At 54.5% G+C, this 26,166-nt stretch carries 26 protein-coding genes and 2 other annotated features (2 of these 28 only partly in view); of the genes, 5 read left to right on the forward strand and 21 right to left on the reverse strand.

The window, feature by feature from the left end:
* Nucleotides 1-51: a binding site (T-box leader), on the reverse strand (it extends 184 nt beyond the left edge of the window).
* Nucleotides 52-89: 38 nt separating this feature from the next.
* The 6 genes from dtd to secD all read right to left on the reverse strand — a co-directional run bounded on the left by dtd (nt 90) and on the right by secD (nt 8,056).
* Nucleotides 90-533, reverse strand: a complete 444-nt coding sequence (gene dtd, locus KNP68_RS05105; protein ID WP_021066906.1) for a D-aminoacyl-tRNA deacylase — start codon at nt 531-533, stop codon at nt 90-92.
* 16 nt (nt 534-549) lie between these two features.
* Entirely contained in the window at nt 550-2,739 is a 2,190-nt protein-coding gene (locus tag KNP68_RS05110) for a RelA/SpoT family protein (RefSeq protein WP_021066905.1), read from the reverse strand.
* Between the two features lie 189 nt (nt 2,740-2,928).
* Complete coding sequence (locus tag KNP68_RS05115) at nt 2,929-3,447, reverse strand: adenine phosphoribosyltransferase (protein ID WP_021066904.1); 519 nt, start codon at nt 3,445-3,447, stop codon at nt 2,929-2,931.
* A gap of 1 nt (nt 3,448) precedes the next feature.
* The gene (gene recJ, locus KNP68_RS05120; RefSeq protein WP_131471103.1) at nt 3,449-5,740 is read right to left on the reverse strand and encodes a single-stranded-DNA-specific exonuclease RecJ; all 2,292 of its coding nucleotides are present in this window, start codon (nt 5,738-5,740) and stop codon (nt 3,449-3,451) included.
* A 101-nt stretch (nt 5,741-5,841) separates the two neighbouring features.
* A complete protein-coding gene (secF, locus tag KNP68_RS05125) occupies nt 5,842-6,765 on the reverse strand; it encodes a protein translocase subunit SecF (RefSeq protein WP_125318020.1) in 924 nt (307 codons plus the stop codon).
* Complete coding sequence (gene secD, locus KNP68_RS05130; RefSeq protein WP_131471102.1) at nt 6,755-8,056, reverse strand: protein translocase subunit SecD; 1,302 nt, start codon at nt 8,054-8,056, stop codon at nt 6,755-6,757. Before secD ends, secF begins: the two co-directional genes overlap by 11 nt.
* A 218-nt stretch (nt 8,057-8,274) precedes the next feature.
* Here secD and zupT point away from each other — a divergent pair, with 218 nt between their 5' ends.
* The gene (zupT, locus tag KNP68_RS05135) at nt 8,275-9,129 is read left to right on the forward strand and encodes a zinc transporter ZupT (protein ID WP_021066900.1); all 855 of its coding nucleotides are present in this window, start codon (nt 8,275-8,277) and stop codon (nt 9,127-9,129) included.
* Nucleotides 9,130-9,169: 40 nt separating this feature from the next.
* Here the strand turns inward: zupT and KNP68_RS05140 are convergent, their stop codons facing one another.
* From KNP68_RS05140 to KNP68_RS05180, 9 genes are all read right to left on the reverse strand, one after another.
* Nucleotides 9,170-10,930: a methyl-accepting chemotaxis protein gene (locus KNP68_RS05140; protein WP_021066899.1), complete on the reverse strand. Its 1,761-nt coding sequence runs from the start codon at nt 10,928-10,930 to the stop codon at nt 9,170-9,172.
* A gap of 186 nt (nt 10,931-11,116) precedes the next feature.
* Complete coding sequence (yajC, locus tag KNP68_RS05145; RefSeq protein ID WP_021066898.1) at nt 11,117-11,395, reverse strand: preprotein translocase subunit YajC; 279 nt, start codon at nt 11,393-11,395, stop codon at nt 11,117-11,119.
* A gap of 83 nt (nt 11,396-11,478) precedes the next feature.
* Nucleotides 11,479-12,624 (reverse strand): tRNA guanosine(34) transglycosylase Tgt, encoded by a 1,146-nt coding sequence (tgt, locus tag KNP68_RS05150; protein ID WP_131471101.1) that lies wholly within the window; start codon nt 12,622-12,624, stop codon nt 11,479-11,481.
* The gene (queA, locus tag KNP68_RS05155) at nt 12,621-13,664 is read right to left on the reverse strand and encodes a tRNA preQ1(34) S-adenosylmethionine ribosyltransferase-isomerase QueA (protein WP_131471169.1); all 1,044 of its coding nucleotides are present in this window, start codon (nt 13,662-13,664) and stop codon (nt 12,621-12,623) included. Before queA ends, tgt begins: the two co-directional genes overlap by 4 nt.
* 20 nt (nt 13,665-13,684) lie before the next feature.
* Nucleotides 13,685-14,680: a Holliday junction branch migration DNA helicase RuvB gene (gene ruvB / locus KNP68_RS05160; RefSeq protein WP_021066895.1), complete on the reverse strand. Its 996-nt coding sequence runs from the start codon at nt 14,678-14,680 to the stop codon at nt 13,685-13,687.
* Between the two features lie 10 nt (nt 14,681-14,690).
* Nucleotides 14,691-15,278 carry a Holliday junction branch migration protein RuvA gene (gene ruvA, locus KNP68_RS05165; protein WP_021066894.1) on the reverse strand — a complete coding sequence of 196 codons (588 nt, stop codon included), beginning with the start codon at nt 15,276-15,278 and terminating at the stop codon, nt 14,691-14,693.
* Between the two features lie 83 nt (nt 15,279-15,361).
* The gene (nadA, locus tag KNP68_RS05170; protein WP_214798961.1) at nt 15,362-16,441 is read right to left on the reverse strand and encodes a quinolinate synthase NadA; all 1,080 of its coding nucleotides are present in this window, start codon (nt 16,439-16,441) and stop codon (nt 15,362-15,364) included.
* The gene (nadC, locus tag KNP68_RS05175; protein WP_214798964.1) at nt 16,404-17,273 is read right to left on the reverse strand and encodes a carboxylating nicotinate-nucleotide diphosphorylase; all 870 of its coding nucleotides are present in this window, start codon (nt 17,271-17,273) and stop codon (nt 16,404-16,406) included. The genes nadA and nadC overlap by 38 nt, the downstream gene beginning before the upstream one ends.
* Nucleotides 17,227-18,660 (reverse strand): L-aspartate oxidase, encoded by a 1,434-nt coding sequence (locus KNP68_RS05180; RefSeq protein WP_214798966.1) that lies wholly within the window; start codon nt 18,658-18,660, stop codon nt 17,227-17,229. The genes nadC and KNP68_RS05180 overlap by 47 nt, the downstream gene beginning before the upstream one ends.
* Nucleotides 18,661-18,756: 96 nt before the next feature.
* Between KNP68_RS05180 and KNP68_RS05185 the strand changes: the two genes are divergently transcribed.
* From KNP68_RS05185 to KNP68_RS05200, 4 genes are all read left to right on the forward strand, one after another.
* Nucleotides 18,757-19,887, forward strand: coding sequence for a cysteine desulfurase family protein (locus KNP68_RS05185; RefSeq protein ID WP_131471098.1), 1,131 nt, complete (start codon nt 18,757-18,759; stop codon nt 19,885-19,887).
* A complete protein-coding gene (locus KNP68_RS05190) occupies nt 19,865-20,404 on the forward strand; it encodes a transcription repressor NadR (protein ID WP_021066889.1) in 540 nt (179 codons plus the stop codon). Before KNP68_RS05185 ends, KNP68_RS05190 begins: the two co-directional genes overlap by 23 nt.
* A 104-nt stretch (nt 20,405-20,508) precedes the next feature.
* Nucleotides 20,509-21,090 carry a DedA family protein gene (locus tag KNP68_RS05195; protein WP_214798968.1) on the forward strand — a complete coding sequence of 194 codons (582 nt, stop codon included), beginning with the start codon at nt 20,509-20,511 and terminating at the stop codon, nt 21,088-21,090.
* 125 nt (nt 21,091-21,215) lie between these two features.
* Nucleotides 21,216-21,992: an NUDIX domain-containing protein gene (locus KNP68_RS05200; protein WP_131471096.1), complete on the forward strand. Its 777-nt coding sequence runs from the start codon at nt 21,216-21,218 to the stop codon at nt 21,990-21,992.
* Nucleotides 21,993-22,035: 43 nt separating this feature from the next.
* On the opposite strand, the gene KNP68_RS05205 is transcribed toward KNP68_RS05200, so the two are convergent.
* The 6 genes from KNP68_RS05205 to rplU all read right to left on the reverse strand — a co-directional run bounded on the left by KNP68_RS05205 (nt 22,036) and on the right by rplU (nt 26,086).
* On the reverse strand, nt 22,036-23,322 hold the full coding sequence (locus KNP68_RS05205) for a hemolysin family protein (RefSeq protein WP_256442330.1): 1,287 nt from the start codon (nt 23,320-23,322) through the stop codon (nt 22,036-22,038).
* 16 nt (nt 23,323-23,338) lie between these two features.
* Nucleotides 23,339-24,628, reverse strand: coding sequence for a GTPase ObgE (gene obgE / locus KNP68_RS05210; RefSeq protein WP_021066885.1), 1,290 nt, complete (start codon nt 24,626-24,628; stop codon nt 23,339-23,341).
* Nucleotides 24,629-25,069, reverse strand: a complete 441-nt coding sequence (locus KNP68_RS05215) for a Spo0B domain-containing protein (RefSeq protein WP_021066884.1) — start codon at nt 25,067-25,069, stop codon at nt 24,629-24,631. It lies immediately after the preceding gene.
* A gap of 75 nt (nt 25,070-25,144) precedes the next feature.
* On the reverse strand, nt 25,145-25,426 hold the full coding sequence (rpmA, locus tag KNP68_RS05220; protein ID WP_016508537.1) for a 50S ribosomal protein L27: 282 nt from the start codon (nt 25,424-25,426) through the stop codon (nt 25,145-25,147).
* Nucleotides 25,427-25,438: 12 nt separating this feature from the next.
* A complete protein-coding gene (locus tag KNP68_RS05225) occupies nt 25,439-25,774 on the reverse strand; it encodes a ribosomal-processing cysteine protease Prp (RefSeq protein WP_031200131.1) in 336 nt (111 codons plus the stop codon).
* A 3-nt stretch (nt 25,775-25,777) separates the two neighbouring features.
* Nucleotides 25,778-26,086 (reverse strand): 50S ribosomal protein L21, encoded by a 309-nt coding sequence (gene rplU / locus KNP68_RS05230; RefSeq protein ID WP_016508528.1) that lies wholly within the window; start codon nt 26,084-26,086, stop codon nt 25,778-25,780.
* Nucleotides 26,087-26,101: 15 nt separating this feature from the next.
* Nucleotides 26,102-26,166 (reverse strand) — a sequence feature (ribosomal protein L21 leader region) (it continues 7 nt past the right edge of the window).

Below are 26,166 nucleotides of genomic sequence, written 5' to 3' on the forward strand. Positions count from 1 at the left end.
CGCTCTCTTTGCTGGTGGGGTGACCGTACTTTTCTTTATCGTAGGTGTTAGGTTATATGGTTCATGATGCCGAATCACGCCTGCTTCTGTCAAGCGTTTTTTTCGAGCATGAGCGTGACCGGACCGTCATTGACGAGCGCGACATCCATCATCGCCCCGAACTTCCCGGTCTCGACGACGAGCCCGTGCGTCCGCAAACGCTCGTTGAACTTCTCGTAAAGACGTTCGGCGATATCCGGCTTCGCTGCTTGCGTGAAAGCGGGACGACGGCCTTTGAGCGTGTCCCCGTAAAGCGTGAACTGCGACACGGACAACACTTTGCCGGCGACGTCTTGAATCGATAAGTTCATCTTCTCGTCCGCGTCCTCGAAGACACGGAGTCCGGCCACCTTGTCGGCGAGCCAGTTTACTTCCGTCTCGGTGTCCTCGTGCGTCACCCCGACGAGGAGCAAATAACCGGCCTCGATTTGACCGATCGTCTCCTCATCGACGGTGACGGATGCTTCTTTTACTCGTTGCAACAATACACGCACAGAAATCTTCCTTTCGTCACGTCATCATGACTCGGCTGACCGAGTACACGTCCGAGATTTGCTTAATCCGGTCGACGACTTTTTGCAGATGGTTCACGTTCGGAATCGAGATCGTCATCGAGATACGGGCCTGTTTGTTCTGGTCCCCGCGTCCGCTCACCGCCACGATGTTCGTGTTCGTCGCCGAGACGGCTTGGAGCACGTCGTTCAACAAACCGGAACGGTCGTAGCCGGTGATCTCGATGTCGACGTTATAGTTCTTCTCCTTCGCCTGACCGACTTCCCACTCGACCGTGAGGAGTCGCTCCGGGTGCTGCTCATTGATGATGTTCAAGCAGTCCTTCCGGTGAATCGACACGCCGCGTCCACGTGTGATATACCCGACGATTTCATCGCCCGGCACTGGGTTACAGCAGCGGCTCATGCGGATCAGCATGTTGTCAATCCCTTTCACCGAGACGCCGGCCTCGGCCGTCTTCTTCTTCGGCGACTGACTGACTTTCAATTCGTTGATCGCGTCCGACAGCTCGAGTTTTGGCTCTTTGCGCTGCTTCTCCGTCAACTTGTGGGCGACTTGGGCGGCCGTGATGCCATGATAGCCGACCGCGGCGTACATCTCTTCCTCGTTCCCGAAGTTGAACTTCTCGACGACGACGGCGAGCGACTGGTCATCGATCACTTCTTTCGGCTCGAAGCCGAGCTTCTTAATCTCGACGTCGACGAGCTCTTTGCCTTTCTCGACGTTCTCTTCACGCTGTTGGCGCTTGAACCATTGGCGAATCTTGTTCTTCGCCTGGCTCGAGACGGCGAGCTTGAGCCAGTCCTTGCTCGGCCCATAGCTATGTTTCGACGTGATGATCTCGATGATGTCACCTGTCTCGAGTTTATGGTCGAGTGGCACCATCCGTCCGTTCACTTTCGCCCCCGTCATCCGGTGACCGATCTCGGTATGGATGCGATAGGCGTAATCGATCGGGACCGATCCTTTCGGCAACTCGAAGACGTCCCCTTTCGGTGTGAAGACGTAGAGCATGTCGCTGAAGAAATCGACTTTGAGCGATTCCATGAACTCCTCGGCGTCGGTCGTATCTTTTTGTAGCTCTAAAATCTCGCGCAGATGGGCGATCTTTTCATCGAACCCGTTCGTCGCGACACTCTTTCCTTCTTTATAGGCCCAGTGCGCGGCAATCCCGAACTCGGCGATGAAGTGCATGTCCTTCGTACGGATTTGCACTTCGAGCGGCTCACCCTTCGGTCCGATCACCGTCGTGTGGAGCGACTGATACATGTTCGGTTTCGGCATGGCGATATAATCCTTGAACCGGCCCGGCATCGGCTTGTATTGCGTGTGGATGATGCCGAGGACGGCGTAGCAGTCGCGAATCGAATCGACGATGATGCGGACGGCCATCAAGTCATAAATCTCATTGAACTCTTTCTTATGCTTCACCATCTTGTTGTAAATCGAGTAGATGTGCTTCGGACGGCCGTTGACGTCGGCCTCGATGCTCACGTCCTCAAGTACGGTGTTCACTTCTGTGATGACCGAAGTGACGAGCGCTTCCCGCTCGGTCCGCTTCTGTTTCATCATCGAGACGATTTTATAGTATTGCTGCGGATTGATATAACGTAACGAAATATCCTCGAGCTCCCATTTGATCGTCGAGATCCCCATCCGGTGGGCGAGCGGCGCGAAAATCTCGAGCGTTTCTTCCGCTTTTTGAACTTGCTTCTCTTTCGGCATATGTTGAAGCGTCCGCATGTTATGCAGACGGTCGGCGAGTTTGATCAAGATGACACGTACGTCTTCAGCCATCGCGATAATCATCTTGCGGTGATTCTCGGCGAGCTCTTCTTTTTTCGATTTATATTTGATTTTACCGAGCTTCGTCACACCGTCGACGAGCATGGCCACCTCGACCCCAAACTCGTCAGCGAGCTGTTTGAGCGTGATGTCCGTGTCTTCCACGACATCATGAAGAAGCGCACCGATAATCGTCGTCGCGTCTAACCCGATATCAACGAGAATACCGGCCACTTGGACCGGATGCAGAATGTAGGGTTCGCCGGAACGTCGGAACTGACCGGTATGATGCAGTTTTGCGTATTCGTAAGCGCGTCTCACTTCGGCAATCTCGTCTTCACCCATATACTCCCCGAGCGCGTCGAGAAGGTCCTCAATACTTACGATTTGTTTTTTGGTCATAACATTCGACACCCTTTTTCTTACCGCTCCAATCGACTTGGACTCGTCGCAGCATGGTAGTAGTTAACGTGCATGAGTAATGTAATTTTACTTACTATTATCGAAAAAATCTGACGACCTGTCAAAGGTTGTGGGTTATTTTCCTCAAAAACTATTCAAAAACGGGAAGCTAATCGCTTCCCGTCTAGGTCAATCTTCGTAACGGATGAGTGAGAACACGTCGTATCCTTCGAGACGCTCACGTCCACCAAGTCCATCAAGTTCAATTAAGAATCCAATCCCCGCGACGACGCCGCCGAGTTGTTCAATCATTTTGATGGTCGCTTCAATCGTGCCGCCTGTTGCGAGCAAGTCATCCAAGATGACGACTTGTTGGCCCGGTTTGATTGAATCTTTGTGCATCGTCAAAATGTCTGTGCCGTATTCGAGGCCGTATGCGACGCGAACCGTCTCACGTGGCAACTTGCCTTCTTTACGGACCGGGACGAACCCGAGTTCAAGTGCGTACGCTGCCGGGCAACCGACGACGAATCCGCGTGCTTCCGGACCAGCGATGAGTTCAGCACCGCGCTCCTGAGCGTAAGCGATGAGCTCATCGACCGCTTTTTTGTAAGCCGGCCCGTCTTGCATGAGTGACGTGATGTCTTTGAAGCTGATTCCTTCTTTCGGGTAATCCGCTACTTCTTTAATATGCTGTTTGAAATCCATTTTATGTGTAAGCCTCCTGCATCTTGTTCGATCGCAATGATTGTAACCGCTCTTTCAGTTCTGCCAACGACGCATAGATGAAACGCTCCTCGAGTTGGACTCGTCCGACCCGGCGCTTATAACACGGCGCTTCGGTCAAATCGCGTTTCGGCGCTTCTGGATTCACTCCAGGCAGTCCGTCTTCCATTGTAACAAGAAATTCGAGTTCAGAGAATACTTGATGCATAAATTGAATCGTATTTTTTGACCATTTTCGCTCGATTGACAAACGAATCAAGTTTTCGCGCAGGTTTTTCCGTTCGCACGTCGCCATGTGGACGTAGTATGTTCGGAAATCTTCACGCGTCGGCAACTTCTCGAAGAACGAGCCGCCTTGTCCGAACGCACAGTAGATGCGTTCGACGTCCTCGGTCAACAAGTCCGCCAATACGTCTTCCTCGTCCGGCAAATCGAGCAAGACGACAAACGGCTTGAGCGGCGTATCAAGGTCGTGGAGCGGGAAGTCGTCCCGCCCTTGGAACGAGATGAACGACGTCGTGTCGCCCGGGAGCTGTTTCAATTCGTCGAGCGAATTTTTCTTGCCCCGATAATCGAACACTTGGAACCCGTCGACACGGATGTCTTGAATCATGAGCTGCGGCTTGCGCATCCCGTTCCATTCATTTACTTGCAGACTGCCCATGACCGAGACGTGGGCCATCTTCGAGATTTCAGAGACGACGTGACCGAAACCGAAGCCGATGCCATCAAGTTCCCGCTTATCCCCGGCGAGCTGAACCTTCAAATGGGTGTTGTCGCGCCCGATTTGACGGATATCGCGAAGTCTAGCGTCTGCCACGACGACACGCGGTGACGGATTACCCATCCCGAACGGGGCGAGCTTGCCAATCTCTGAAATCAAGTCGAGCGACACATCGTTCACGTCGAGCTTCAAGTCGACGTTGACGCGGGCGACGAACGTCTCGTCCGGAATCGATTCGGCTTGTTCGTTCAGACGACGGCGCAGTTCGGCCACGTTTTCCGATAACAGCGTCATCCCGGCTGCGGCCGGGTGGCCACCGAAGTGCGGCAAGATGTCTTCGTTCTTCGATAGTTCTTTGAACAAGTCGAAACCGTCAATCGACCGGCCCGACCCTTTCGCCTTCCCTGTCTTCGGGTCATGGCACAATAGGATGACCGGACGATAGTACGCCTCGACGAGACGTGAGGCGACGATTCCGACGACGCCTGGGTTCCAGCGTTCACTGGCGACGACGAGGACGCGGTCGTCCGTCATCGAGGCTTCGACGAGTTCCGTCGCTTCTTTGGCGATCGTCTTGACGATGTCTTGGCGTTCTTTGTTCTGTTTGTCGAGCTGTTGTGCCAGTGCGAGCGCTTCTTCCTCGCTCTCGGCGAGCAACATCTGGAGCGCCGGCATCGCCGAGTCGAGACGACCAGCGGCGTTGATGCGCGGACCGAACGCGAACCCGACCGATTCCTCGTTCAATGTCCCGTCCGTCAACGCACACACTTCACGGAGCGCCAAAATACCCGGGCGTTTCGAATCATCGAGCGCCTTGAGTCCGAGCTTGGCGAGCAGACGGTTCTCTCCATCGAGCGGGACGAGATCGGCGATCGTGCCGAGGACGGCCAAGTCGAGAAGCTCGTCCGGCATCCGGTCGAGCACGGCGTGCGCCACTTTGAGGGCGACGCCTGCCCCGGCGAGTTTGTCATACGGATACGACGGGTCGATATGAGGATGGATGATAGCGAATGCATCCGGTAACGTCTCTTTCGGTTCGTGGTGATCGGTGATGATCAAATCGACACCGAGCTCTTTCAAGAGCGCCGCTTCTTCAATCCCCGAGATGCCGCAGTCGACCGTGATGATGAGGGTGAACCCTTCACCGGCGGCCCAGCTGAACGCCTCTTTGTTCGGCCCATATCCTTCGGTGAACCGGTTCGGGATATAGCATTCCGCCATGACGCCAATCTCGGTCAAGGCGTGCCACATGACGGCCGAGGCGCTGACACCATCGACGTCATAGTCACCATAAATCAATACCATCTCACCTTCGTCGGCCGCTCGTTTCAAACGTTCGACTACTTTTGGCATCTGTTCAAATAAAAACGGGTCGTGGAACGTCAATTCATCCTCGACGTATAAAAACGCCTTGGCCGCCTCGACGTCGCGGTGCCCCCGTTGCATGAGGAGCGTCGCAAGTTGCTCCGATATATTCAGTTCTGTCTGTAACTGTTCAACAGCCGTTGTATCCGTCTCCGGATACACCCAACGTTTCTTCGCATGATACATAATGCCTCACTCCAATCAATTGTAGATTATATCAGAACGAGCGAGTGAAGTGCCGTCTTGACATTCAAAAAGGTCCCCCGATTAATTCGGGAGACCAGTGGTTACGCCTCTGGGGCAGCTGATTTCTTTTTGTTGAGCGACATACCTTTGATGAGCAACCAAAGGTACGAAGCGATGAAGATCGACGAGTACATTCCCATGATGAGGCCGACGAGAAGCGCGAGCGAGAAGCCGCGAATCGATTCGGCACCAAAGATGTACAAGGCGATGACGGTGAACAATACAGTGACGACCGTATTGATCGAGCGGACGATCGTCTCTTGAATCGCTTTGTTCACGAGCATACGGTACTCGTCCATCGTCTTGATTTTCCGTTCTTTCTCATACGCTTGAATGTTCTCGCGCACCCTATCGAACGTAACGATCGTATCGTTGACCGAATACCCGATAATCGTCAAGATCGCGGCGACGAAGTACAAGTTGACCTCGATGCCAAAAATCGAGAACGCCACAAGCATGAAGAACGCATCGTGGAGCATGGCGACGACGGTGGCGACACCGTAAGAGAATTGGAAGCGGAACGTGATATACAAGATAATCCCGAGCGATGCGAGCGAGACGGCATAAATCGCATTACGGGCGATGTCTCGGCCAACCTCGGCTGAGACGGTGCTGATGTTCGGGTCGTTCCCGAACGTCTCCGTGAATACAGTCTTCACCGAAGCGACTTCATCTTGAGTGAGCTGCCCGACGAACGTCACGTTCGCGAGCGTCCCGCCTTCTGCATATTGGACAGAAGAGATGTCTTCATCCACGCCTGCCTCGGTGAAGGCGGCCGCTAAATCGTCTTGCGACACTTGCGACTCGGTCTGGACTTCGACCCGCGTTCCAGACGCGAAGTCGATTCCGAGGTTCAAGCCGCGGAAGAACAAGATCCCGAGCCCGATGATGACGACGGCACATGAGATGAGGAACAACGTGCGCATCGGTTTAATATAGTTTAATTCAGTGAGCTTAAAGTTCACGGATTTCACTCTCCTTCACACCAAACCAGCCTTTGCGCTTGTCGAAGAGACGACTTGCGACGAGGAGGTGCATCAAATAGCGCGAGATGAAGACGTTCGAGATGAACGTCATCGCGATCGAGATCATGAGCATGAGCGCGAACCCTTTGACGGAACTCGTTCCGAAATAGAACAAGACCGCTGCCGAGATGAGCGTCGTCAAGTTGGCATCGATGATCGTACTGAGCGAGCGACGGTTACCGGCACGGAACGCCGATAGGACCGACTTCCCTGAGCGGAGTTCGTCTTTAATTCGCTCGGCCGTGATGATGTTGGCATCGACTGCCATACCGATACCGAGAACGAGACCGGCAATCCCCGGGAGCGTCAAGACGGCGTTAATCCCGTTAAAGAACAACATAATCAAATTGATATACAAAATGAGTGTGATGATCGAGACGAGACCGGGTAAACGATAGAAGAACAACATGAACAAGAAGATAGCGACGACACCGATGACCGAAGCGAATACAGTCTTCTCAAGTGCATCTTGACCGAATTGGGCCGAGACCGACGTCGAATAAATCTCTTCAAGTTTGACCGGGAGTGCCCCGGCGTTCAAGATGTCAGCGAGACGTTGACCACTCTCGGCGTCGATATCCCCACCGGAGATGATGGCTTTATCCGAAAGAATCGGTCCGTTGACCGAGGCGTCCGAGACGATTTTCGAGTTCTCTTTTTGAATCTCTTCTTCGTACGAGTCACCTTCCTCATAATCGAGCCAGATGACAAGGCGGTTTTCCGGTGCCGGGCGCTGAGCGATCTCAGACGTCACTTCACCGAACTGTTCTGCCGATTGGAGCGTCAATTCAACGACCGGGTTGCCTTGCTGATCGTAGCTGATTGAGGCGCCGCGCGGCGCGAGATCTTTTCCGTCGAGCAGGACGTTGTCATCGATGTCGCGGAACGTAAGCTGCGCCGTCGACGAGAGCACTTCTCGGGCATCGTTTTGGTTCGATACACCCGCGAGTTGGACACGGATCCGGTTATCATCCTCAATCCGAATGTCCGGTTCAGACACACCGAGCACGTTGACCCGGTTGTTGATAGCGCGAACGGTTGCATTCATCGCAGATTGATCGATGACATCGCCGTCTTCAAGCGGCTGGACTTCGTACAGCACTTCAAATCCGCCTTTGAGGTCAAGGCCAAGGTTCGTGTTCTTCACGACCCATGGTGTCGTCAAGACGGCGAGTAGGATCGTTGCAATCATGATGACCGCAAAGATCGCGATATTCCCTTTTTTGTACATACGACAAATTCCTTTCTAAACACATGTTCTCGTAAAAAACTTCTCTCGTTAACATTACAAATATTCTAAACATTTATCAATCGTTTTCCTAAAATTGTAACACGGGAGCGTTGATTTCCCACGTTTTTTTTGCGTATGCGACTAAAAGTTGCATTAGGGCAAAACTTGAGCTATGATGTGATTATCAACTTACACTACACGTAAAGGAGTCCTTTTCAATGGATAGCACGATTATCTATGCCTTTTTACTGACGTTGTTCGCTGGACTCGCGACGGGGATCGGAAGTATGATCGCCTTCTTCGCCAAACGGACCAACACAGCCTTCTTGTCGGTGTCCCTTGGCTTCTCAGGCGGGGTCATGATTTACGTATCCTTTATCGAGATTTTCCCAAAAGCGCTCGATGAACTCGTCGGCGCCCATGGCGAGCAGACCGGGACACTTTATACGGTCCTCGCGTTCTTCGGCGGTATGCTGTTGATCGCCTTGATCGACAAGTTCATCCCGTCTCCCGAGAACCCGCATGAAGTCAAATTCGTCGAGACGATGCAAAACGACCCGTCGTCCCAAGAACTCGCGACGACGGCGACCGAACGCGTCCCATTGAATCACGAGACGAAACAGCGGCTTCATAAGATGGGAATCTTCATGGCACTCGCCATCACCATCCATAACTTCCCGGAAGGTTTGGCCACGTTCATCTCGGCTCTCGATGACCCGGCCGTCGGTTTAGCGATCGCCATCGCTATCGCACTGCACAACATTCCGGAAGGGATCGCCGTCTCGGTCCCGATTTACTACGCGACCGGCTCTCGGAAGAAGGCGCTGAAACTGTCCTTCTTATCCGGACTCGCCGAACCTCTCGGCGCGGCCGTCGGCTTCCTGTTGTTGATGCCGTTCTTAAGCGACACGGTGTTCGGAATCATCTTCGCGGCTGTCGGCGGCATCATGGTGTTCATCTCGCTTGATGAATTGCTCCCAGCCGCCCGTGAATACGGACGGGCCCACCATGCGGTGTACGGCATGGTCGCCGGTATGATGGTCATGGCAGCCAGCCTGATTTTGTTAATGTAACCGAAACAGCGTCCCCTCGATTGTCGAGGAGACGCTGTTTTTATGCCTTGAATAAGTGGACGAGGTCTTTCAACTCGACCGACATATGACTCATCGTCTCGGCGATGCCGTTGATTTCTTGAATCGCGGCGAGTTGCTCTTCGACGTTCGCGCCCGCCTCTTCGACGCTTCGTTGCGTTGAGACGGCGTTCGTTGACATATCTTCGACCGAGACGGCGACCTCGGTCGTGTTCGCACTTACTTCTTCTGTCGCTGCCGCAATCTCACTCATTTGACGGGACGTCTCTTGAATGACGGTGACGATTTCACGGAACGCACCGGCGACTTCGCCCATTTGGATCACACCGCTTGTCACATGCTGGCTCGTGACATCGAACGCCGCCTCGACTTCCGACGTGTCGCGCTGAATATCGACGACGACCGCTTGAATCTGTTTTGCCGACTGTTTCGATTCTTCGGCCAGTTTTCTGACCTCGGCCGCGACGACGGCAAACCCTTTGCCGTGTTCCCCGGCCCGAGCCGCTTCAATCGCCGCGTTCAAGGCGAGCAGGTTCGTCTGTTCCGTGATGGCCGTGATGGAACGAGTGATTTTCTCAATCTCGAGCGATTGATTCGATAAGCGCTCGACCATCTGTTGCGTCAAGTCGTTCGCTTGTTGAATCTCCCGCATCTGCTGCTCGGCCAACTGAATTGTCTCCAGTCCCCCACTCGCCGCTTCGAGTGTATGAATCGTCTGCTCGTTCACGCCTTGCGAGGCAGCGGCGATTTGGTTCAAGCCGACGACGGCTTGATTGACGCCGGACGTCCCTTCTTCGGCCCGTTTCGCCGACACTTGGGCGGCAAGGTTCATCTGTTCAAATAGACCGGCTACACCTTGCGTCGTCGTGGCGACGTGGTCCGTGCTGGCATACAGTTCTTCCGAGTAGGCCGTCACTTTGTCTGAGGCCGCCCCGACTTGACGAATCAAGCCGACAAGGTTGCGTTTCATATCGTTGAACGCCGTGACGAGGTCACCGAGCTCATCGTTCGAACCGACCTCGATATCACCCCCGGTCAAATCACCTTCGGCGACGACGCGCGCTTCGTTCACGAGTCGATTGATCGGCTTCAAGAACAACTTTTGGAGTGCTACTAATGAAAGTAGACCGACAGCGACGCCGATGATGCTGATGACAACCATCCAGATGATCGACTGCCCGGCACTCGCCTGGACCGCTTCCGACTCAGCTGCGAGCGCTTCGCCTTGATACGTGACGAGGTCGGTCACCGTCATCCGGACGCGATCCGTCGTCGGTGTCACGCTCGTATTGAGCACCGTCTTGTATCCGATCTCGTCTTGTTGTTGACGGAGGTCGATGACGCGCGCCATTTCCGTGTCGAGATGTTGATTGAACTTCTCAAGATCACCGATCCAGGCGATGACTTTCGAATCTGACGACGACTGCTTGAGCGTATCCATCAGTTCGTCACGTTTTGTCTGCGCCGCTTCGAGACTAATCAGTGTCTTCGGGTTCGAGACGAGCAGATAGTAGTTCAAATAACGCTCGGCATCGGTCACGGTCAACGCCAAATCTTCGGCGACGAGCATATCTTGGAGCCGCTCGTTCAAGACGCGGTCATACTCTGACGTCGCATTCTGTAATTGATACGAGCCGAGCGCACCGACGATCAATAAGGCGATCAGTGTCGGCACGAGCGCCATCGCCATCTTACGGCGCATCGACGAGCGTCCTTTCACGCGGTCAGGGCGACGTCGTACCTTCCAATTTTTGAGTGGGCGTAGCAATCGTTTCACATCCATGTCTTCTTCTCCTTCTTTCCAATTCTTCTCAACTTGACGATAATGCAAACGTTTTCACGATTCAATTTGATTTTTGGAAATAAGGTGGATGATTCGTCGGATTGACGAAGTTTGTCAAAAATAAATCATTTTTCAAAGTATGACAAAAAAAAGACGCCTGACCAGGGATGGTCAGGCGTGGTTTGGTTACTCAGCGAATGATGAGTTGCCTTTTTTCGTCACTTCAGCAATCGCACTGCGATTGAACTTGAGGAGTGACTGGTCACATTTCAATGTGACTTGTGTGTCTTCGATTTGGTGGACGACGCCGTGAAGGCCGCCGATTGTTACGACGTGATCCCCACGCTCAAGCGCGTTTTGCATCGATTGTACTTCTTTCTGACGTTTCGTCTGCGGACGGATCAACAAGAAGTAGAACACGACGAAAATAAGGATCATCGGTAATAGTGCTACGAGAGTTTCCATGCGTAAAATTCACCCTTTCCTTCAATATCAGGTTCATTATACCGTGAAACTGAAACGTTGTCACATAATCGCTGTCAGAACAATTAGAAATTCTTGGCGTTTGGTTTGTTATACCCATATTCTTCGAAAAACTCTTCCTTGAAGTCCAAGAGACGGTCTTCGCGGATGGCTTGACGTACTTGACTCATCAAGTTCACGAGGAAGTGAAGGTTGTGTGTCGAGCAGAGGTGAAGCCCGAACATCTCGTCGGCACGAATCAAGTGGTGGACGTACGCACGTGAATAGTTCTTACACGTGTAGCAATCGCACTTCTCGTCGATTGGGCCGAAGTCCGTCTTATGTTTCGCATGTTTGATCGTGACACGGCCTTTCGATGTCATGAGCGTCCCGTTGCGGGCGATTCGGGTCGGCAAGACGCAGTCGAACATGTCGATGCCGCGAATCGAGCCTTCAATCAACGCATCCGGTGAACCGACGCCCATCAAGTAGCGCGGCTTGTTCTCCGGCATGAACGGTGTCGTGAACTCGAGCGCGCGGTACATGACGTCTTTCGGTTCGCCGACCGATAATCCGCCGACGGCATAACCTGGGAAATCAAGCGAGACGAGGTCGGCCGCACTTTGACGACGGAGATCTTCGTACTCGCCGCCTTGGATGATGCCGAACAATGCCTGATCTTGTGGACGTTCGTGTGCCGCGAGGCAACGCTCAGCCCAACGGCTCGTCCGCTCGACCGACTTCTTCATGTACTCATGTGTCGCCGGGAACGGTGGGCACTCGTCGAACGCCATCATAATATCCGAACCGAGCGCGTTTTGAATCTCCATCGCTTTCTCCGGTGACAAGAACAACTTGTCGCCGTTCAAGTGGTTGCGGAAATGGACGCCTTCTTCTTGGATGTTGCGCAGGTCGGCGAGCGAGAAGACTTGGAAGCCGCCCGAGTCCGTCAAAATTGCGCCGTCCCAGTTCATGAACTTATGAAGGCCTCCGGCTTGTTTGACGACTTCGTGTCCTGGACGAATCCAAAGGTGATACGTGTTCGAGAGGATGATGTTCGCTCCCATCGCCTTGACTTGTTCCGGGGCCATCGTCTTGACGGTCGCCTGCGTGCCGACCGGCATGAAGACAGGTGTCTCGAACGAGCCGTGCGGCGTATGGACGATTCCGTGCCGCGCTCCCGTCTGTTTACATGTGTGGATATGTTCGTATGTGACTGCGTGTTTGGTCATTTGTTCTCTTCCTTCCTCGTGATGAGCATCGCGTCTCCAAAACTGAAGAAGCGGTAACGTTCTTGTACCGCTGTGCGGTACGCATTCAAGATGATGTCGCGCGACGCGAACGCCGAGACGAGCATGACGAGTGTCGACTTCGGCAGATGGAAGTTCGTGATCAGTCCATCAATCGCCTTCAACTCGACGCCTGGGTAGATAAAGATGTCCGTCCAGCCCGATGACTCGACGAAATCCCCATGGTCGCGCACGATCGTCTCGAGCGTCCGGGTCGATGTCGTCCCAACTGCGAAGACACGGCCGCCGTTTGTACGGACGTCACGGAGCGCCTCGGCCGAAGTAGCCGACAGCTCGAAATACTCACTGTGCATCGTGTGTTCTTCAATCGTATCCGCCGTGACGGGACGGAACGTGCCGAGCCCGACGTGAAGCGTGAGCGGAATCAACTTGACGCCTTTCGCTTCTGCCGCTGCGAGCAGTTCTTCCGTGAAGTGAAGACCTGCCGTCGGTGCGGCCGCACTCCCGCGTTCACGGGCGTACACCGTCTGATAACGGTCTTGGTCGTCGAGCTGTTCACGGATGTATGGCGGGAGCGGCATCGTGCCGAGCTCATCTAAAATTTCATAGAAGATACCGTCGTAATCGAACTTGAAGCGGCGTCCCCCTTCCGGCAGCTCTTCGACGCATTCGGCCCGGAGCAATCCGTTGCCGAACTCGACGATGGCGCCGACGCGGACTTTCTTCGCCGGTTTGACGAGCGCTTCCCAGACATCATCTTCCGTCTGCTTCAAAAGAAGAAGTTCGACTTTCCCGCCCGTCTCTTGCTTCGCCCCGAACAGTCGAGCCGGGAGCACGCGCGAGTCGTTGACGACGAGGGCGTCGCCTGCCTGCAAATAGTCGAGCACGTCGCGGAAGTGACGATGCTCGATGTCGCCCGTGTCGCGGTCGAGGACGAGCAGTCGTGAGCTCGTCCGATCGAGGAGCGGTACTTGGGCGATCAGTTCTTCCGGTAAGTCAAAATCATAATCGTTTACGTTCAATTGAATGTCTTGCATATCGTTTACTCCTCTTCATAGCCAAAATGCGTCTTTGCGTACTGGGTGATCATGCGGCCGCGCGGCGTCCGTTGCAGGAAACCTTGCTGCAACAAGTACGGCTCATACACGTCCTCAATCGTCTGGGCATCTTCCCCGATCGTCGCGGCAAGCGTCTCGAGTCCGACCGGACCACCGCCGAACCGTTCAACCATCGCCCGTAAAAGCCGGTGGTCGACTTCATCGAGCCCGAGGGCGTCGACGTGTAACCGGTCGAGTGCGTCTGAGGCAAGCACCGGATCGATTTCTTTCGTTCCTGCCACTTGGGCGAAATCACGAACCCGGCGTAACAGCCGGTTGGCAATCCGCGGCGTGCCGCGTGCACGTTTCGCGATGGCACCGCTCGCCTCTGGTGAAATCGACAGGCGGAACAGTTGGGCCGTCCGACTGACGATGGCGGCGAGCTCATGCGTCTCGTAGTATTCGAGCTTTAACGTGACACCAAAGCGGTCACGGAGCGGGGCCGACAACATGCCGGCCCGCGTCGTCGCGCCGACGAGCGTGAACGGTGGCAAGTCGATGCGGACGCTTCGCGCCATCTCGCCTTGTCCGTAAACGATGTCGAGACAGTAGTCCTCCATCGCCGGATAGAGGATCTCTTCAATCGTGCGGCTCAAGCGATGAATCTCATCGATGAACAGAACATCGCCCGGTTCGAGGGTCGAGAGGATTGCGGCGAGGTCACCCGGACGTTCGATGGCCGGGCCGGCCGTCGTCTTGATGCCGACACCCATCTCGTTGGCGATGATTTGGGCGAGTGTCGTCTTTCCGAGTCCCGGGGGACCGTATAGGAGGACGTGGTCGAGTGTTTCGCTGCGGAGCTTCGCGGCTTGGATGAAGATCGACAAGTTTCCTTTCGCCTTCTCCTGTCCGATATATTGCTCGAACTTTTGCGGACGCAAGCTCCACTCTTCAGAGTCTTCATATTGTTGATGGGATTGTGACAACAATCGTTCGTCCATGGTCTCCTCCTTATTTCAATAGCAATTGCAGGGCGCGCTTTATGTAAGCGTCTGTCGTCAATATTTCTGAATTCAGTTCCTTGCGGACACGGGTGATCTCACGCTCTGAGTAACCGAGCGCAACGAGCGCTTCGCACGCCTCGTCTAGTTCGGACGCGCCTTGGGCGAACAGTCCGGTGTTCGGTACATAATCCGGGGCGAGCTCGGACAGCTTGCCTTTCAAGTCGAGCGCCATCTGTTTCGCCGTCTTCTTGCCGACACCTGGGAACTTCATCAAATACTTCTCGTTCTCGGTCTCGATTGCGTCGATGAGCGCATCCATATCGCCCGAGGCGACGATCGCGAGTGCGCCTTTCGGTCCGATTCCGTTGACGCCGAGCAATTTATTGAACAGTTCGCGTTCGCGACGTGAACGGAAACCGTACAGCGTCTGTTGATCTTCGCGCACGTAATGGTGCGTAAATACGATTACATGTTCGTCTTGTTCACGATAAAAAAACGGGTTAGGCACATGTACTTTGTAGCCGACGCCCGAAACATCCAACGTTATATATTCCGCGCACACATAGGCGACGGAGCCTTTTACGAATTCAATCACGGTCATATCTCCTCTTCATAGGAAAACTGCATTCATTGTACCATAACCGTCGCCACGAAAAAAGGACAGGCGATTGCCTGTCCTTAGCGTGCGAGCATCCGCTCGAGGGCGAGTGTCGCCCACTTTGTCGTCTCTTGATCGACGCGAATAATATTTACGGGATCGGTCTCGAGTGACTCGAGCGCCCAGAGCAAATGAGGCAAATCGATTCGGTTCATCGTCAAGCACGGGCACATGTACGGGTTGAGCGAATTGATGTCGAGCTCAGGGTGCGCCGCCGCAAGTCGATTGACCAAGTTCATCTCGGTGCCGACGGCCCACTTCGTCCCCGGCGCGCTCGCCTCGATCTGGTCGATGATATATGACGTCGACCCGGCCTCGTCCGCTGCCTGCACGACATCGAACGTGCACTCGGGATGGACGATGATGCGTCGCTCCGGGTCGTTCTTCCGTAACGCCTCGATTTGGGCGACGTTGAACTTCTCATGGACCGAGCAATGCCCTTTCCATAAAATGACGCGGACGTCCTCAATATCGCCTTCATAGACGAGTCGTTCCCGGAGCGGGTCCCAGACGGCCATCGCCTCGAGCGGCACGCCCAAGTCATATGCCGTGTTGCGTCCGAGATGCTGATCCGGTAAGAACAAGATCCGTTCGCCCGCTTCGAGTGCCCAACGCACGATGTCATGGGCGTTCGACGACGTGACCGTCGCCCCGCCATGCTTGCCGATGAATGCCTTGATGGCCGCTGTCGAGTTGACGTATGTGATCGGGACGATACTGTCGCCGAACGTATCGGTCAGCTCTTCCCACGCAATCTCCGTCTGATCGATATCAGCCATGTCGGCCATCGAACACCCGGCCCGCATATCCGGTAAGATGACGAGCTGGTCGTCACGCGTCAACATGTCGGCCGTCTCGGCCATGAAGTGGACGCCGCAAAAGACGATGAATTCGGCCTCGTTCATCTGTTCGGCGAGCCGTGCGAGCTGGAGCGAATCTCCGGTCGCGTCCGCGAACTGGACGACCTCGTCCTTTTGATAGTGGTGGGCCGGTAAAAATAGGCGGCTGCCGAGCCGTGCTTTAATGGCTTCAATCCGTTGTTCCATCTGTTCAAGCGTCAAGTCAGCGTATAGCGCTGGCATCGTTCCGAGTAACTGCATGTTTGATTCCTCCTACGAGATTTAAACTACAATCGAGCGCCGTCACCGAATGGGTCAACTGCCCGATTGAGATGACGTCGACGCCCGTACCGCGATACGAGGCGATCGTCTCGACCGTGATGCCGCCTGACGCTTCCGTCTTGATATGACTTGGGACGAGCGCGCGCCACGCCTTCAGTTCTTCTGGCGTCCGGTTGTCGAACATGATGATGTCGGCGTCCGCCGCAATCGCCTCATGCAACTGTTCGAGCGTCTCGACCTCGACTTCAATCGGCGTCGTGTGGCCAGCAAGCATCCGGGCCCGGGCGACCGCGTTCGTAATTCCACCGAGTGCCGTGATGTGGTTGTCTTTAATCATGACGGCATCGTCGAGCCGGAGCCGGTGGTTCTTCCCACCACCCGAACGGACGGCATGCTTCTCGAGCATGCGGAGTCCAGGGGTCGTCTTGCGCGTATCCGTGACGGCAATCGCCGGGTCATTGAGCTGTTCGACGCAGCGCCGCGTCATCGTGGCGATCCCACTCAAATGTTGGATGAGGTTCAACAGCACCCGTTCCGTCTCGAGGAGAGTCCGTGTCTTGCCCCGCAACGTGAACAGTTCATCTCCAATCGAGACGACCGTGCCGTCGGGTTGGCATGACTCGACGACGAGCCGTTGCATCTGGGCCAGCTCCAGGACGACGTCCATGCCACAGAACACCCCATCCATTTTGGCGGTGACCGTGGCGAATGACGTCTCGCGCTGATCAATCAGTCCGCTCGAGGTATCGCCAAAGCCGATGTCCTCATGTAGAAATGCCGTCAGCTGTTCGCGCAAAGCAATCTTGTTCATAACCATCCTCCGTCCTCATCATGGCACGAGCCAAAAGCCGTGCCGCTTCTATACTCAATGTCTGTTCACTTAATTGTCTTGTCACGTGTTTCGTCCGTGGCAGTTGTTGGGTATTTTCTAAGAAACTTACGATTTTGCCGAGTTGCGGCGAGATTGTCAGCCATTCCCCAATCTGTTGCCGATAGCGGCCGAACAGATCATCTGAAACCTCAAATACGGTCGTCTCGTTCACCGCGAACGGCTTCTCCTCCAAAGTCATCGTCGCCGCCACCCGCTTCCCGAACACCCAGCATTCAAGTAACGAGTTTGACGCGAGTCGATTCTTCCCATGGACGCCCGTATCGGCGACCTCCCCGACCGCATATAGTCCCGCTACCTTGGTTCGTCCATAGGCGTCGACGTCGACACCGCCCATGTGGAAATGCAGTCCCGGCCGGACCGGGATGCGCCGGATGTCGATGCCGTGCGCGTCACATGTCGCCACCAGTTTCGGGAACCTCTCATCGAGCCGTTCGACACGACTCGTATCCAAGTACACCGGTCCGACATGGTTCGTGAGCGTTCGTGCGACCTCATCCCTCGGGGCGAGGCTACCGAGCGGATGTTGTCCCATCACATGATTCCCGGACGTATCGACGAGCGTGGCTCCCGCCCCGCGTAGCGCTTCCGTCACGAGATGGGGTGAATCGACCGCGAGTAGCGTCGGATGAAACTGAATCCGGGACAAGTTCGTGAGCCGTGCCCCGACCGCTTCCGCCAAGACGAGCCCATCTCCTGTGACCGAGCGACAATTCGACGTCCAGTCAATCAGACCGCCGATGCCACCGGTCGCGAGGACGACGGCCCCGGCCTGAACGTGGAGGCGCGTCTCACCGTTGAAGCCGGTCGCCCCGCTCACACGGCCATCGCTTTTCGTCAACGTATCGATCAGGACATGCTCCATGACGGTCACATTGTCAGGCAGTTGACGCCGCAGCGTCGCCATCACGTGCCGTCCCGTCTCATCGCCACCGACGTGAAAGATTCGATTCATGCCATGGGCACCTTCCCGACCGACCGCGTAGCCAGTCGCGTCGCGATCGAAGACGACGCCGAACCGCTCCAGCTCTTGAATCGCCGTTCGCCCTTCCTCGACGAGTGTATAAACACGGTCGGGTACGGCCGCAAGTTTCGAGGCGACGAGCGTATCCCGCTCATGGTCGACGCTCGACGGTTCCAAGTACGAGCTAGCGATTCCGCCTTGAGCCAAGTCCGAGTTCGCACTCGTCACTTCATGCTTGGCGACGAGCAGGACGTTCAACGTCCGGGGCAGATGGAGGGCGACCGTCACAGCGGCCAAACCGGCCCCGATAATCAACACATCGACCCGTTCAAACTGTAAAGACATCTGTATATCACCTGTTTTTCATATGTAATGTTGACTTGTAAACTAGTTTCGCATAATTTTGTGAAGAAGACAACATAAGAAAAGGGGAACTTTACGATGAACCGTTACTTTGATTATGCGGCGACGCACCCGATGACAAAATCCGCCCTCGACCATTACGTCGCCATGGCGCGGAGCGTATACGGTAATCCGTCTTCCCTCCACACGCACGGATATATGGCCGAAGATTACTTGACCGAGGCAAGGCGTTTGGTGAAGCAGGCTCTCGGGCTCGACATGCTCCGCGGGAAGCTGCTCTTCACCGGGAGCGGTTCGGAGAGCAACTATATCGCGCTAACGAGTCTCCGTAAGCGCATGAAAGGCAGTGAAGTCATCACGTCGTGGCAAGAGCACGACTCGGTCGCCCTCCTTCTCGACGAATGGGAAGCGGAAGGCGTGACCGTCCATCGGCTGAAACTAAAAGACGGTCGCTTCGACCAAGAGACGTTCACGCGTCTGCTCGACCGTGATATCGGGCTCGTGACGTTCCAGCACGTCAACTCCGATACCGGATGGACGCTGCCGCTCCACAACATCCTCTGCCAATTGAAATATAAGAAAGTGTTGCTCCATATCGACGGCGTCCAGGCGCTCGGCAAGATTCCTGTCTCGGTCGACGGGATTGACGCCTATTCGTTCAGCGCCCATAAGGTCGGCGGTCCAAAAGGCGTCGGCGGCCTCTATATGGAACGGCTGTTGCCACCGCCCTACTATCCGGGACACCACCAGTACGGCATTCGTCCCGGCACGATTGACGTCCCCGGCATCTGTGCATTCGTTAAAGCGTTCACCGACCGGCACGAGGCACGGACACGTCATGAAAGAAATTTCTTGGCGTTTCGTGCTATCTTGAAAGAGAAGACATCGTCTTACGTGGACTGGCTCGAGTTCGACCAGCAGAGTCCCGCCATCTTCTCGTTCGTCTCGAATCAGCGGGACGGACAATGGTGGATGACCGAACTCGACGGGCTCGGCTTCCAAGTCTCGGCAGGCTCGGCCTGTCGGGCCGGCCAAAACGGACCGAACCGGATGCTCGAGTCACTCGGCTATGAGACGAGCGCCTGCCACGGCCTCGTCCGCATTTCCTTCGGCGAAGCCACGACCGTTGAAGCCACGACGGCGCTCGCCGAAGCCATCGTCACTTTAGCAAGGAGAGTTGGATCTTATGAACAAACGCTTAGCCGGTGAAGAACGCCGGCGCACATTATTGGAAATGATTGAACAGAGTTCCGAGCCGATCACCGGCTCCGAGCTCGCCCGCCGCGTCGCCGTCAGCCGACAAGTCGTCGTCCAAGACTTGTCGCTCTTGAAGGCGAAGGGCCATCAAATCGTCGCGACCGCCCGTGGATACGTCTATCTACCGGGCGAGTCGTCGCCGTCCGCCTACACCCGTAAAATCGTCTGTCGTCACGAGGCGGAGGCCATGGAGGCCGAAATGAACGCCATCGTCGACGAAGGCGTCACAATTCGGGACGTCATCATCGATCATCCGGTCTACGGTTCGTTAACGGGTCAGTTGATGGTGAAGAGCCGTCGCGACGTCCGTGCTTTCCTCGAACGGGTCGAGGCGAACCAGGCCGCCCCACTTTCGCATTTGACGGGTGGCTTGCATATCCACACGCTCGAGGCCGATAGCGAAGACGCCATCGATGCCGCCGTCTCGGAACTCGAGCGGCTCGGCGTCCTCGTCTCCGAGCTCGACTAAGATGTCACAAATACGTGACATCTTTTCTTTTGCTTTCAGTCCATGTCCGTTATACTGATGGATGGAACAAAGACCGTACATAATTTGGAAAGGAGGGAACGGTCATGTGGCATTTCTTTGAACAACTGTTGCTCGGCTGCGGCGTCTTCAGCGTCCCGCTCGGCATCTTCATCCAATTCATCCCGAACGAGCTCGTGCTCGCCTACGGGGGCCACTTGATTGGGTCTCTCGACGTCTCGTTCCTGCTCGTCTTCCTCCTCGCGTGGTCGGCGTTCGTCTTCAGTCAAATCGTTCTCTATTGGATTGGCCGTTACGGCGGTCGTCCTGTCACCCTTCGGCTCTACAAGTCATTTCGCATCAGTGAAGCGAAGCAACAGCGCGCCGAGACGTGGTTCGAGACGTATGGCGCCTGGATTGTCTGTCTGAGCGTCATTTGGCGCCAGCTGTTCGCCGTCAGCGCCGGCGTCATGCGCTTGTCGTTCCGGAAATTTTTGACGGTGACCGTCGTCGTCTTCGCCGTCTGGTCGTTCGTGTTCGTCAAACTCGGGATGATGCTCGGTAGCAATTGGCGTCATATCGGTGAAGTCACGCACGGGTTCTTGCCGTACGTCGGCACCGCCATCGGACTATATGTCCTCATCCGCTATATCCGCGCGAATCCGCGTCTATTCAAAAAGTCAGCCTGAGCAAATTCGCTCGAGCTGACTTTTTTTGAATAGAGGGAAAATCGGATCTGGTACCGAATTAAGAATAGTGAGGAAAGCGTTTTTTTCTCGGAATAGAGATTACCACCTTCAAAGGAGGAATTACCATGTTCCATCGTCGAAAAACGTACACCATCCGTCCTGAACGCTTAGATGAATTCACCGAGTTTTTCCATACATACCTGTATCCGATACAGGTATCGCACGGCGCCCGTCTCGTCGGTCGTTGGGTGACCGAAGACAAGGACGAGGTCATGGCCCTCTGGGAATATCGTGACCGCGAGCATTACGAACAAGTCGAACGCGATTACCGCTCAAGCAGCCTGCGCCGCGAGGCGATGAAGAAGCGGGCCCGTCTCGGCAAAGATTTATATATCAAGTCGAGCGAGGAGTTCATGATGCCGACCGGTCACTACACACCACCGCGCACCATCGTCTCCGTGACGGCCTACGTCACGAACGCCGACGGCGAGGTGCTCCTCGTTCAGAACACGCACCGGAACGATACGTATGAGATGCCGGGCGGACAAGTCGAGGAACATGAATCGATCGTCGACGCCGTGCATCGCGAAGTAAAAGAAGAGACCGGGATTGAGATCGAGGTCGACGGGATCACCGGCATCTATCAAAACGTATCCTCACGCGTACTCTGTGTCACGTTCCGCGCGCGCTACGTCTCGGGCGACCTGCAACCGCAGGAAGGTGAGACGCAAGAAGTCGGCTTCTTCAAGGTCGACGCCTCGAACGTCGGCGACTATATCAAGCGCAATCACTTCCAGATGCGCCTGCTTGATGCGATCGATCCGACGTATATGCCGCACGCCATCTATAAAGTACGCCCTTACGAGCTGCTCGAACGCGTCGAGCGCCACCACACTGTATAAACAAAAGGAGGGACCGCCGGTTGGCGATCCCTCCTCTGTTCGTTTACGCTTGTTCCGCCGCTTCGGATTGACCCGTTTCGACGAGCAATTTGCGAATCCGACGCTTTTCGACGTGGAGAACGGTGAACGTCATGTCTTCATACGTGACACGCGCACCTTTCTCTGGAATGTCTCCTAACAGTTCGACGATCCAACCACCCATCGTGTTGGCATCTACTTCAGGTTCTTTAATTCCCATGTCATCCGCAAATTCATCGACATCCATGTCGGCCATACACTCGTAGACCCCGTCACGGAGTCGTTTGAGATAGACGATCGACTCATCGTGCTCATCCCAAATGTCTCCGACGAGCTCCTCGAGCATGTCTTCGAGTGTGATGAGGCCGGCCGTCCCACCGAACTCGTCGAGGACGATCGCCATGTGCGATTGTTTTTGCTGAAGGACTGGGAGCAGTTCAATTAATTTTGTCTGCGGTGATACGTATGTGAGCGGACGAATGAGCGAACGAACGTCCGTCACTTCATCCCGCATCATCGAACGAAGGAAATCACGTTCTGACAACACCCCGATGACGTTGTCAATCGAGTCTTTATATACCGGTAGACGAGAATGCCCACCGCTAAAGATCGTGTCTTTGATTTCTTCGAGCGTATCGTCGATGTCGACGGCGAGGATATCAATCCGCGGCGTCAACACATCGTCGACAGTGATGTCGTTGAAGGCGAAGGCGCTATGCACGAGTTCCGCTTCGGTCTCGCCGAGCACCCCTTCTTCTTCTCCCATATCCACGAGCACTTTCAACTCTTCTTCCGTCACCGACGGCTCCTTCGTACTCATACCGAACAGACGAAGCACGAGCTTTTTCAAGCCAGTGAAAATCATCGTGATCGGTTTCAAGATTTTGACGAGGAACAGCAAGATGCCGCTGATGAGAAGCGAATACTTCTCGGCGAACTCTTTCGCGAGCGACTTAGGTAAAATCTCACCGAAGATCAAGATGATGACAGTCGTCACGAACGTCGAGATGACGAGGCCAGTCCCGCCCGAGTAAATACTCGTGGCGATGGCTGTCGAGACGGTCGCTGCCCCGATGTTGACGATGTTGTTCCCGACGAGAATCGTCGAGAGCGTATCGTCGAAGCGGTCGACGAGGTGAAGGACGCGCTTGGCGCCCTTGTCCCCATCTTCCGACATACGAATCATCCGGACACGGTTCACACTCGAAAGCGCGGTCTCGGCAGAAGAGAAGAAAGCTGACAACATAACTAAAACTACATAAAGAATTAAACTAGACGAGGGCACAGGGTCCACGTTTACTTCACACTCCATTTCCTAATTAAAAAGATTATTCGACGAATTCGAATTCAAAGTCCAAGATGGCGACGACGCTACCGTCTTCGGCACCTAATTTGCGAAGGTCGTCATCGACGCCCATTTGACGCATTTGACGCGCAAAGCGCTTGATGGATTCGTCGTGATCGAAGTTCGTCATCTTGAAGAGCTTCTCGATACGAGGCCCTGTGATCACGAAGCGTTCGTATTCATCAATATGAATCTGATACCCCTTCTCTTCCTTCTCGTAACGATAAACGACACGTGGTGTGGCCGTCTTCTCTTCGAGCTCTTCGAGTGGGAACTCAGGTGTCGAGTCTACAAGATTAGCTACTTCGATGAGCAGGTTGCGAAGTCCTTCTTTGGCGAGTGCCGAGATCGGGAAGACTTTGACGTCGTCTCCGATTTTCTTCTGGAATTCTTCAAGTAATTCCGGCGCATCCGGCATGTCCATCTTGTTGGCGACAACGATTTGCGGACGCTCGAGGAGACGTAAGTTGTACGACTCGAGCTCGCGGTTGATCGTCGTGTAGTCTTCGAACGGGTCGCGCCCTTCCATGCCGCTCATATCGATCATGTGAACGATGACTTTCGTCCGCTCGATGTGACGCAAGAATTGGTGACCGAGGCCGACGCCTTGGCTCGCCCCTTCGATGAGTCCAGGAAGGTCGGCCATGACGAAGTCACGGTCGTCTGCCGTCTTGACGACACCGAGGTTCGGTGTGATCGTCGTGAAGTGGTACGCGCCGATTTTCGGGCGTGCCGACGAGACGACTGACAAGAGCGTCGATTTCCCGACTGACGGGAATCCGACAAGACCGACGTCAGCGAGCAATTTCAACTCAAGGCGCAATTCACGCTCTTGACCTGGCTCCCCGTTCTCGGCGATCTCTGGTGCCGGGTTAGATGGCGTCGCAAAACGACAGTTCCCGCGGCCCCCACGTCCACCTTTGGCGATCGTGGCCCGTTGGCCGTGCTCGGTAAGGTCGGCGATGACCGTATCTGTTTGTGCATCGAACACGATCGTACCTGGTGGGACTTTGACGACGAGCGGCTTCGCTTTTCGTCCGTGCATGCCTTTCGACATCCCTTTTTCACCGTCATGGGCGATGAACTTTTTCGAGAATCGGAAATCAACGAGTGTACGTAATCCCTCTTCTACTTCAAAGACGACGTCACCACCATGACCTCCGTCTCCTCCTGCTGGTCCACCGTCTGGAACATACTTCTCGCGGCGGAATGCAACCATCCCTTTACCGCCGTCTCCAGCTTTTACAAAAATATTAACCTGATCGACAAACATTTAATTCCCCTCCTTTATAACGAACGTAGAACATTCTACTGTTTGCTCGTACACTTCATCTGACGTGAACACGTCGTCCGGTACGTGACCGAAGACGCGGACCATCAGTCCGTCCGTGAACGTCACATGAATCGGTCCATCCGTTCCTGACAGAAGACGGACAAGCTTGTCCGCCACGCGCGCGTCGTCTAGCGACACGCGGTCGGCCGATACCTTATAGGTCAACCGCCCTTCCCAGTTCGCTTGCATGAGGACGAGACTCGTCGTCGGCATGTCCAAGCGAATGAGCGCACTCTCCTCGTCGGCGTGCTGACGATATCGCTCGTACAGCTCCTCAAGTTTTTCAGGCTCGAGCGCCGCGTACAAGGAGATCATCTGAAGCCGATTCATCCATTCGTGACGGACGGTCGATAATAGTTTCAGTGCTGCTTGTGAGTTCATGAGATCCTCTCCTAGTAAAACTAGTAAAAAAGACTCTAACCAAATAAGTGGCTAGAGTCTTCTGCGTGGTTCTACTTACGCAACTGGGTAAACGCTCACTTGTTTCTTGTCGCGACCAAGACGCTCGAAGCGTACTACGCCGTCAACTTTTGCAAACAATGTGTCGTCGCCACCACGGCCGACGTTTTCACCTGGGTGAATTTTCGTACCGCGTTGACGGTAGAGAATCGATCCAGCTGAAACAGTCTGTCCGTCAGCGCGTTTAGCGCCGAGGCGTTTCGAAATCGAGTCACGACCGTTTTTAGTCGATCCTACTCCCTTTTTCGATGCGAAGAACTGAAGGTTCAATTGTAACATGAGGTCCACCTCCTATTGTTCAATTTGGATATAATCACCGTAACTATGGGCGATCGTGTCTAGTTGCACGAGCATCCCTTCTAATAACAGTTGGGTGCGAGTCATGTCCTCCGGTGATACGTCAGGATATGTCTCGACATAAAAGTAGCCACCCTCTGTTTTGTCTGCCATTTCTACAAGAAGCGATTGACCGGCAAGTACCTCGACAGCATTATATGCCCCAAAGATGATGGCAGAAACGCCGGCACAGACCAAATCAGAACCGGGTTCAGCAAAGTTGGCGTGACCTGTCACTTCAACGGAACGAATCGACTTCGTCTCGTCTCGTCTGACCATTACTCGAATCATAGCTTACGCTTCGATTTTCTCGATGCGAACTTTCGTGTAAGGCTGACGGTGACCTTGCTTACGACGGTAGTTTTTCTTAGCTTTCATTTTGAAGACAGTGATCTTCTTCGCGCGACCGTGTTTAACGACAGTTGCTACGACTTTAGCGCCCTCTACGAGTGGAGCTCCGACTTTAACATCGTCACCACCAACGAAAAGAACTTCACCGAATTCTACAGTACCCTCGACATCAGCATCGAGTTTTTCGATGTAGATCTCTTGACCTGCTTCAACTTTGATTTGCTTACCACCAGTTTTGATGATTGCGTACATATACGTGCACCTCCTTATTAAACTCAGACTCGCCATCCAGGGCAGGGCGAAACCATTTCAACCCGTTCTGTGCGGTTGTA

This window comes from Exiguobacterium sp. s50 (assembly GCF_018618175.1).
Classification (GTDB): Bacteria; Bacillota; Bacilli; order Exiguobacteriales; family Exiguobacteriaceae; genus Exiguobacterium; species Exiguobacterium chiriqhucha.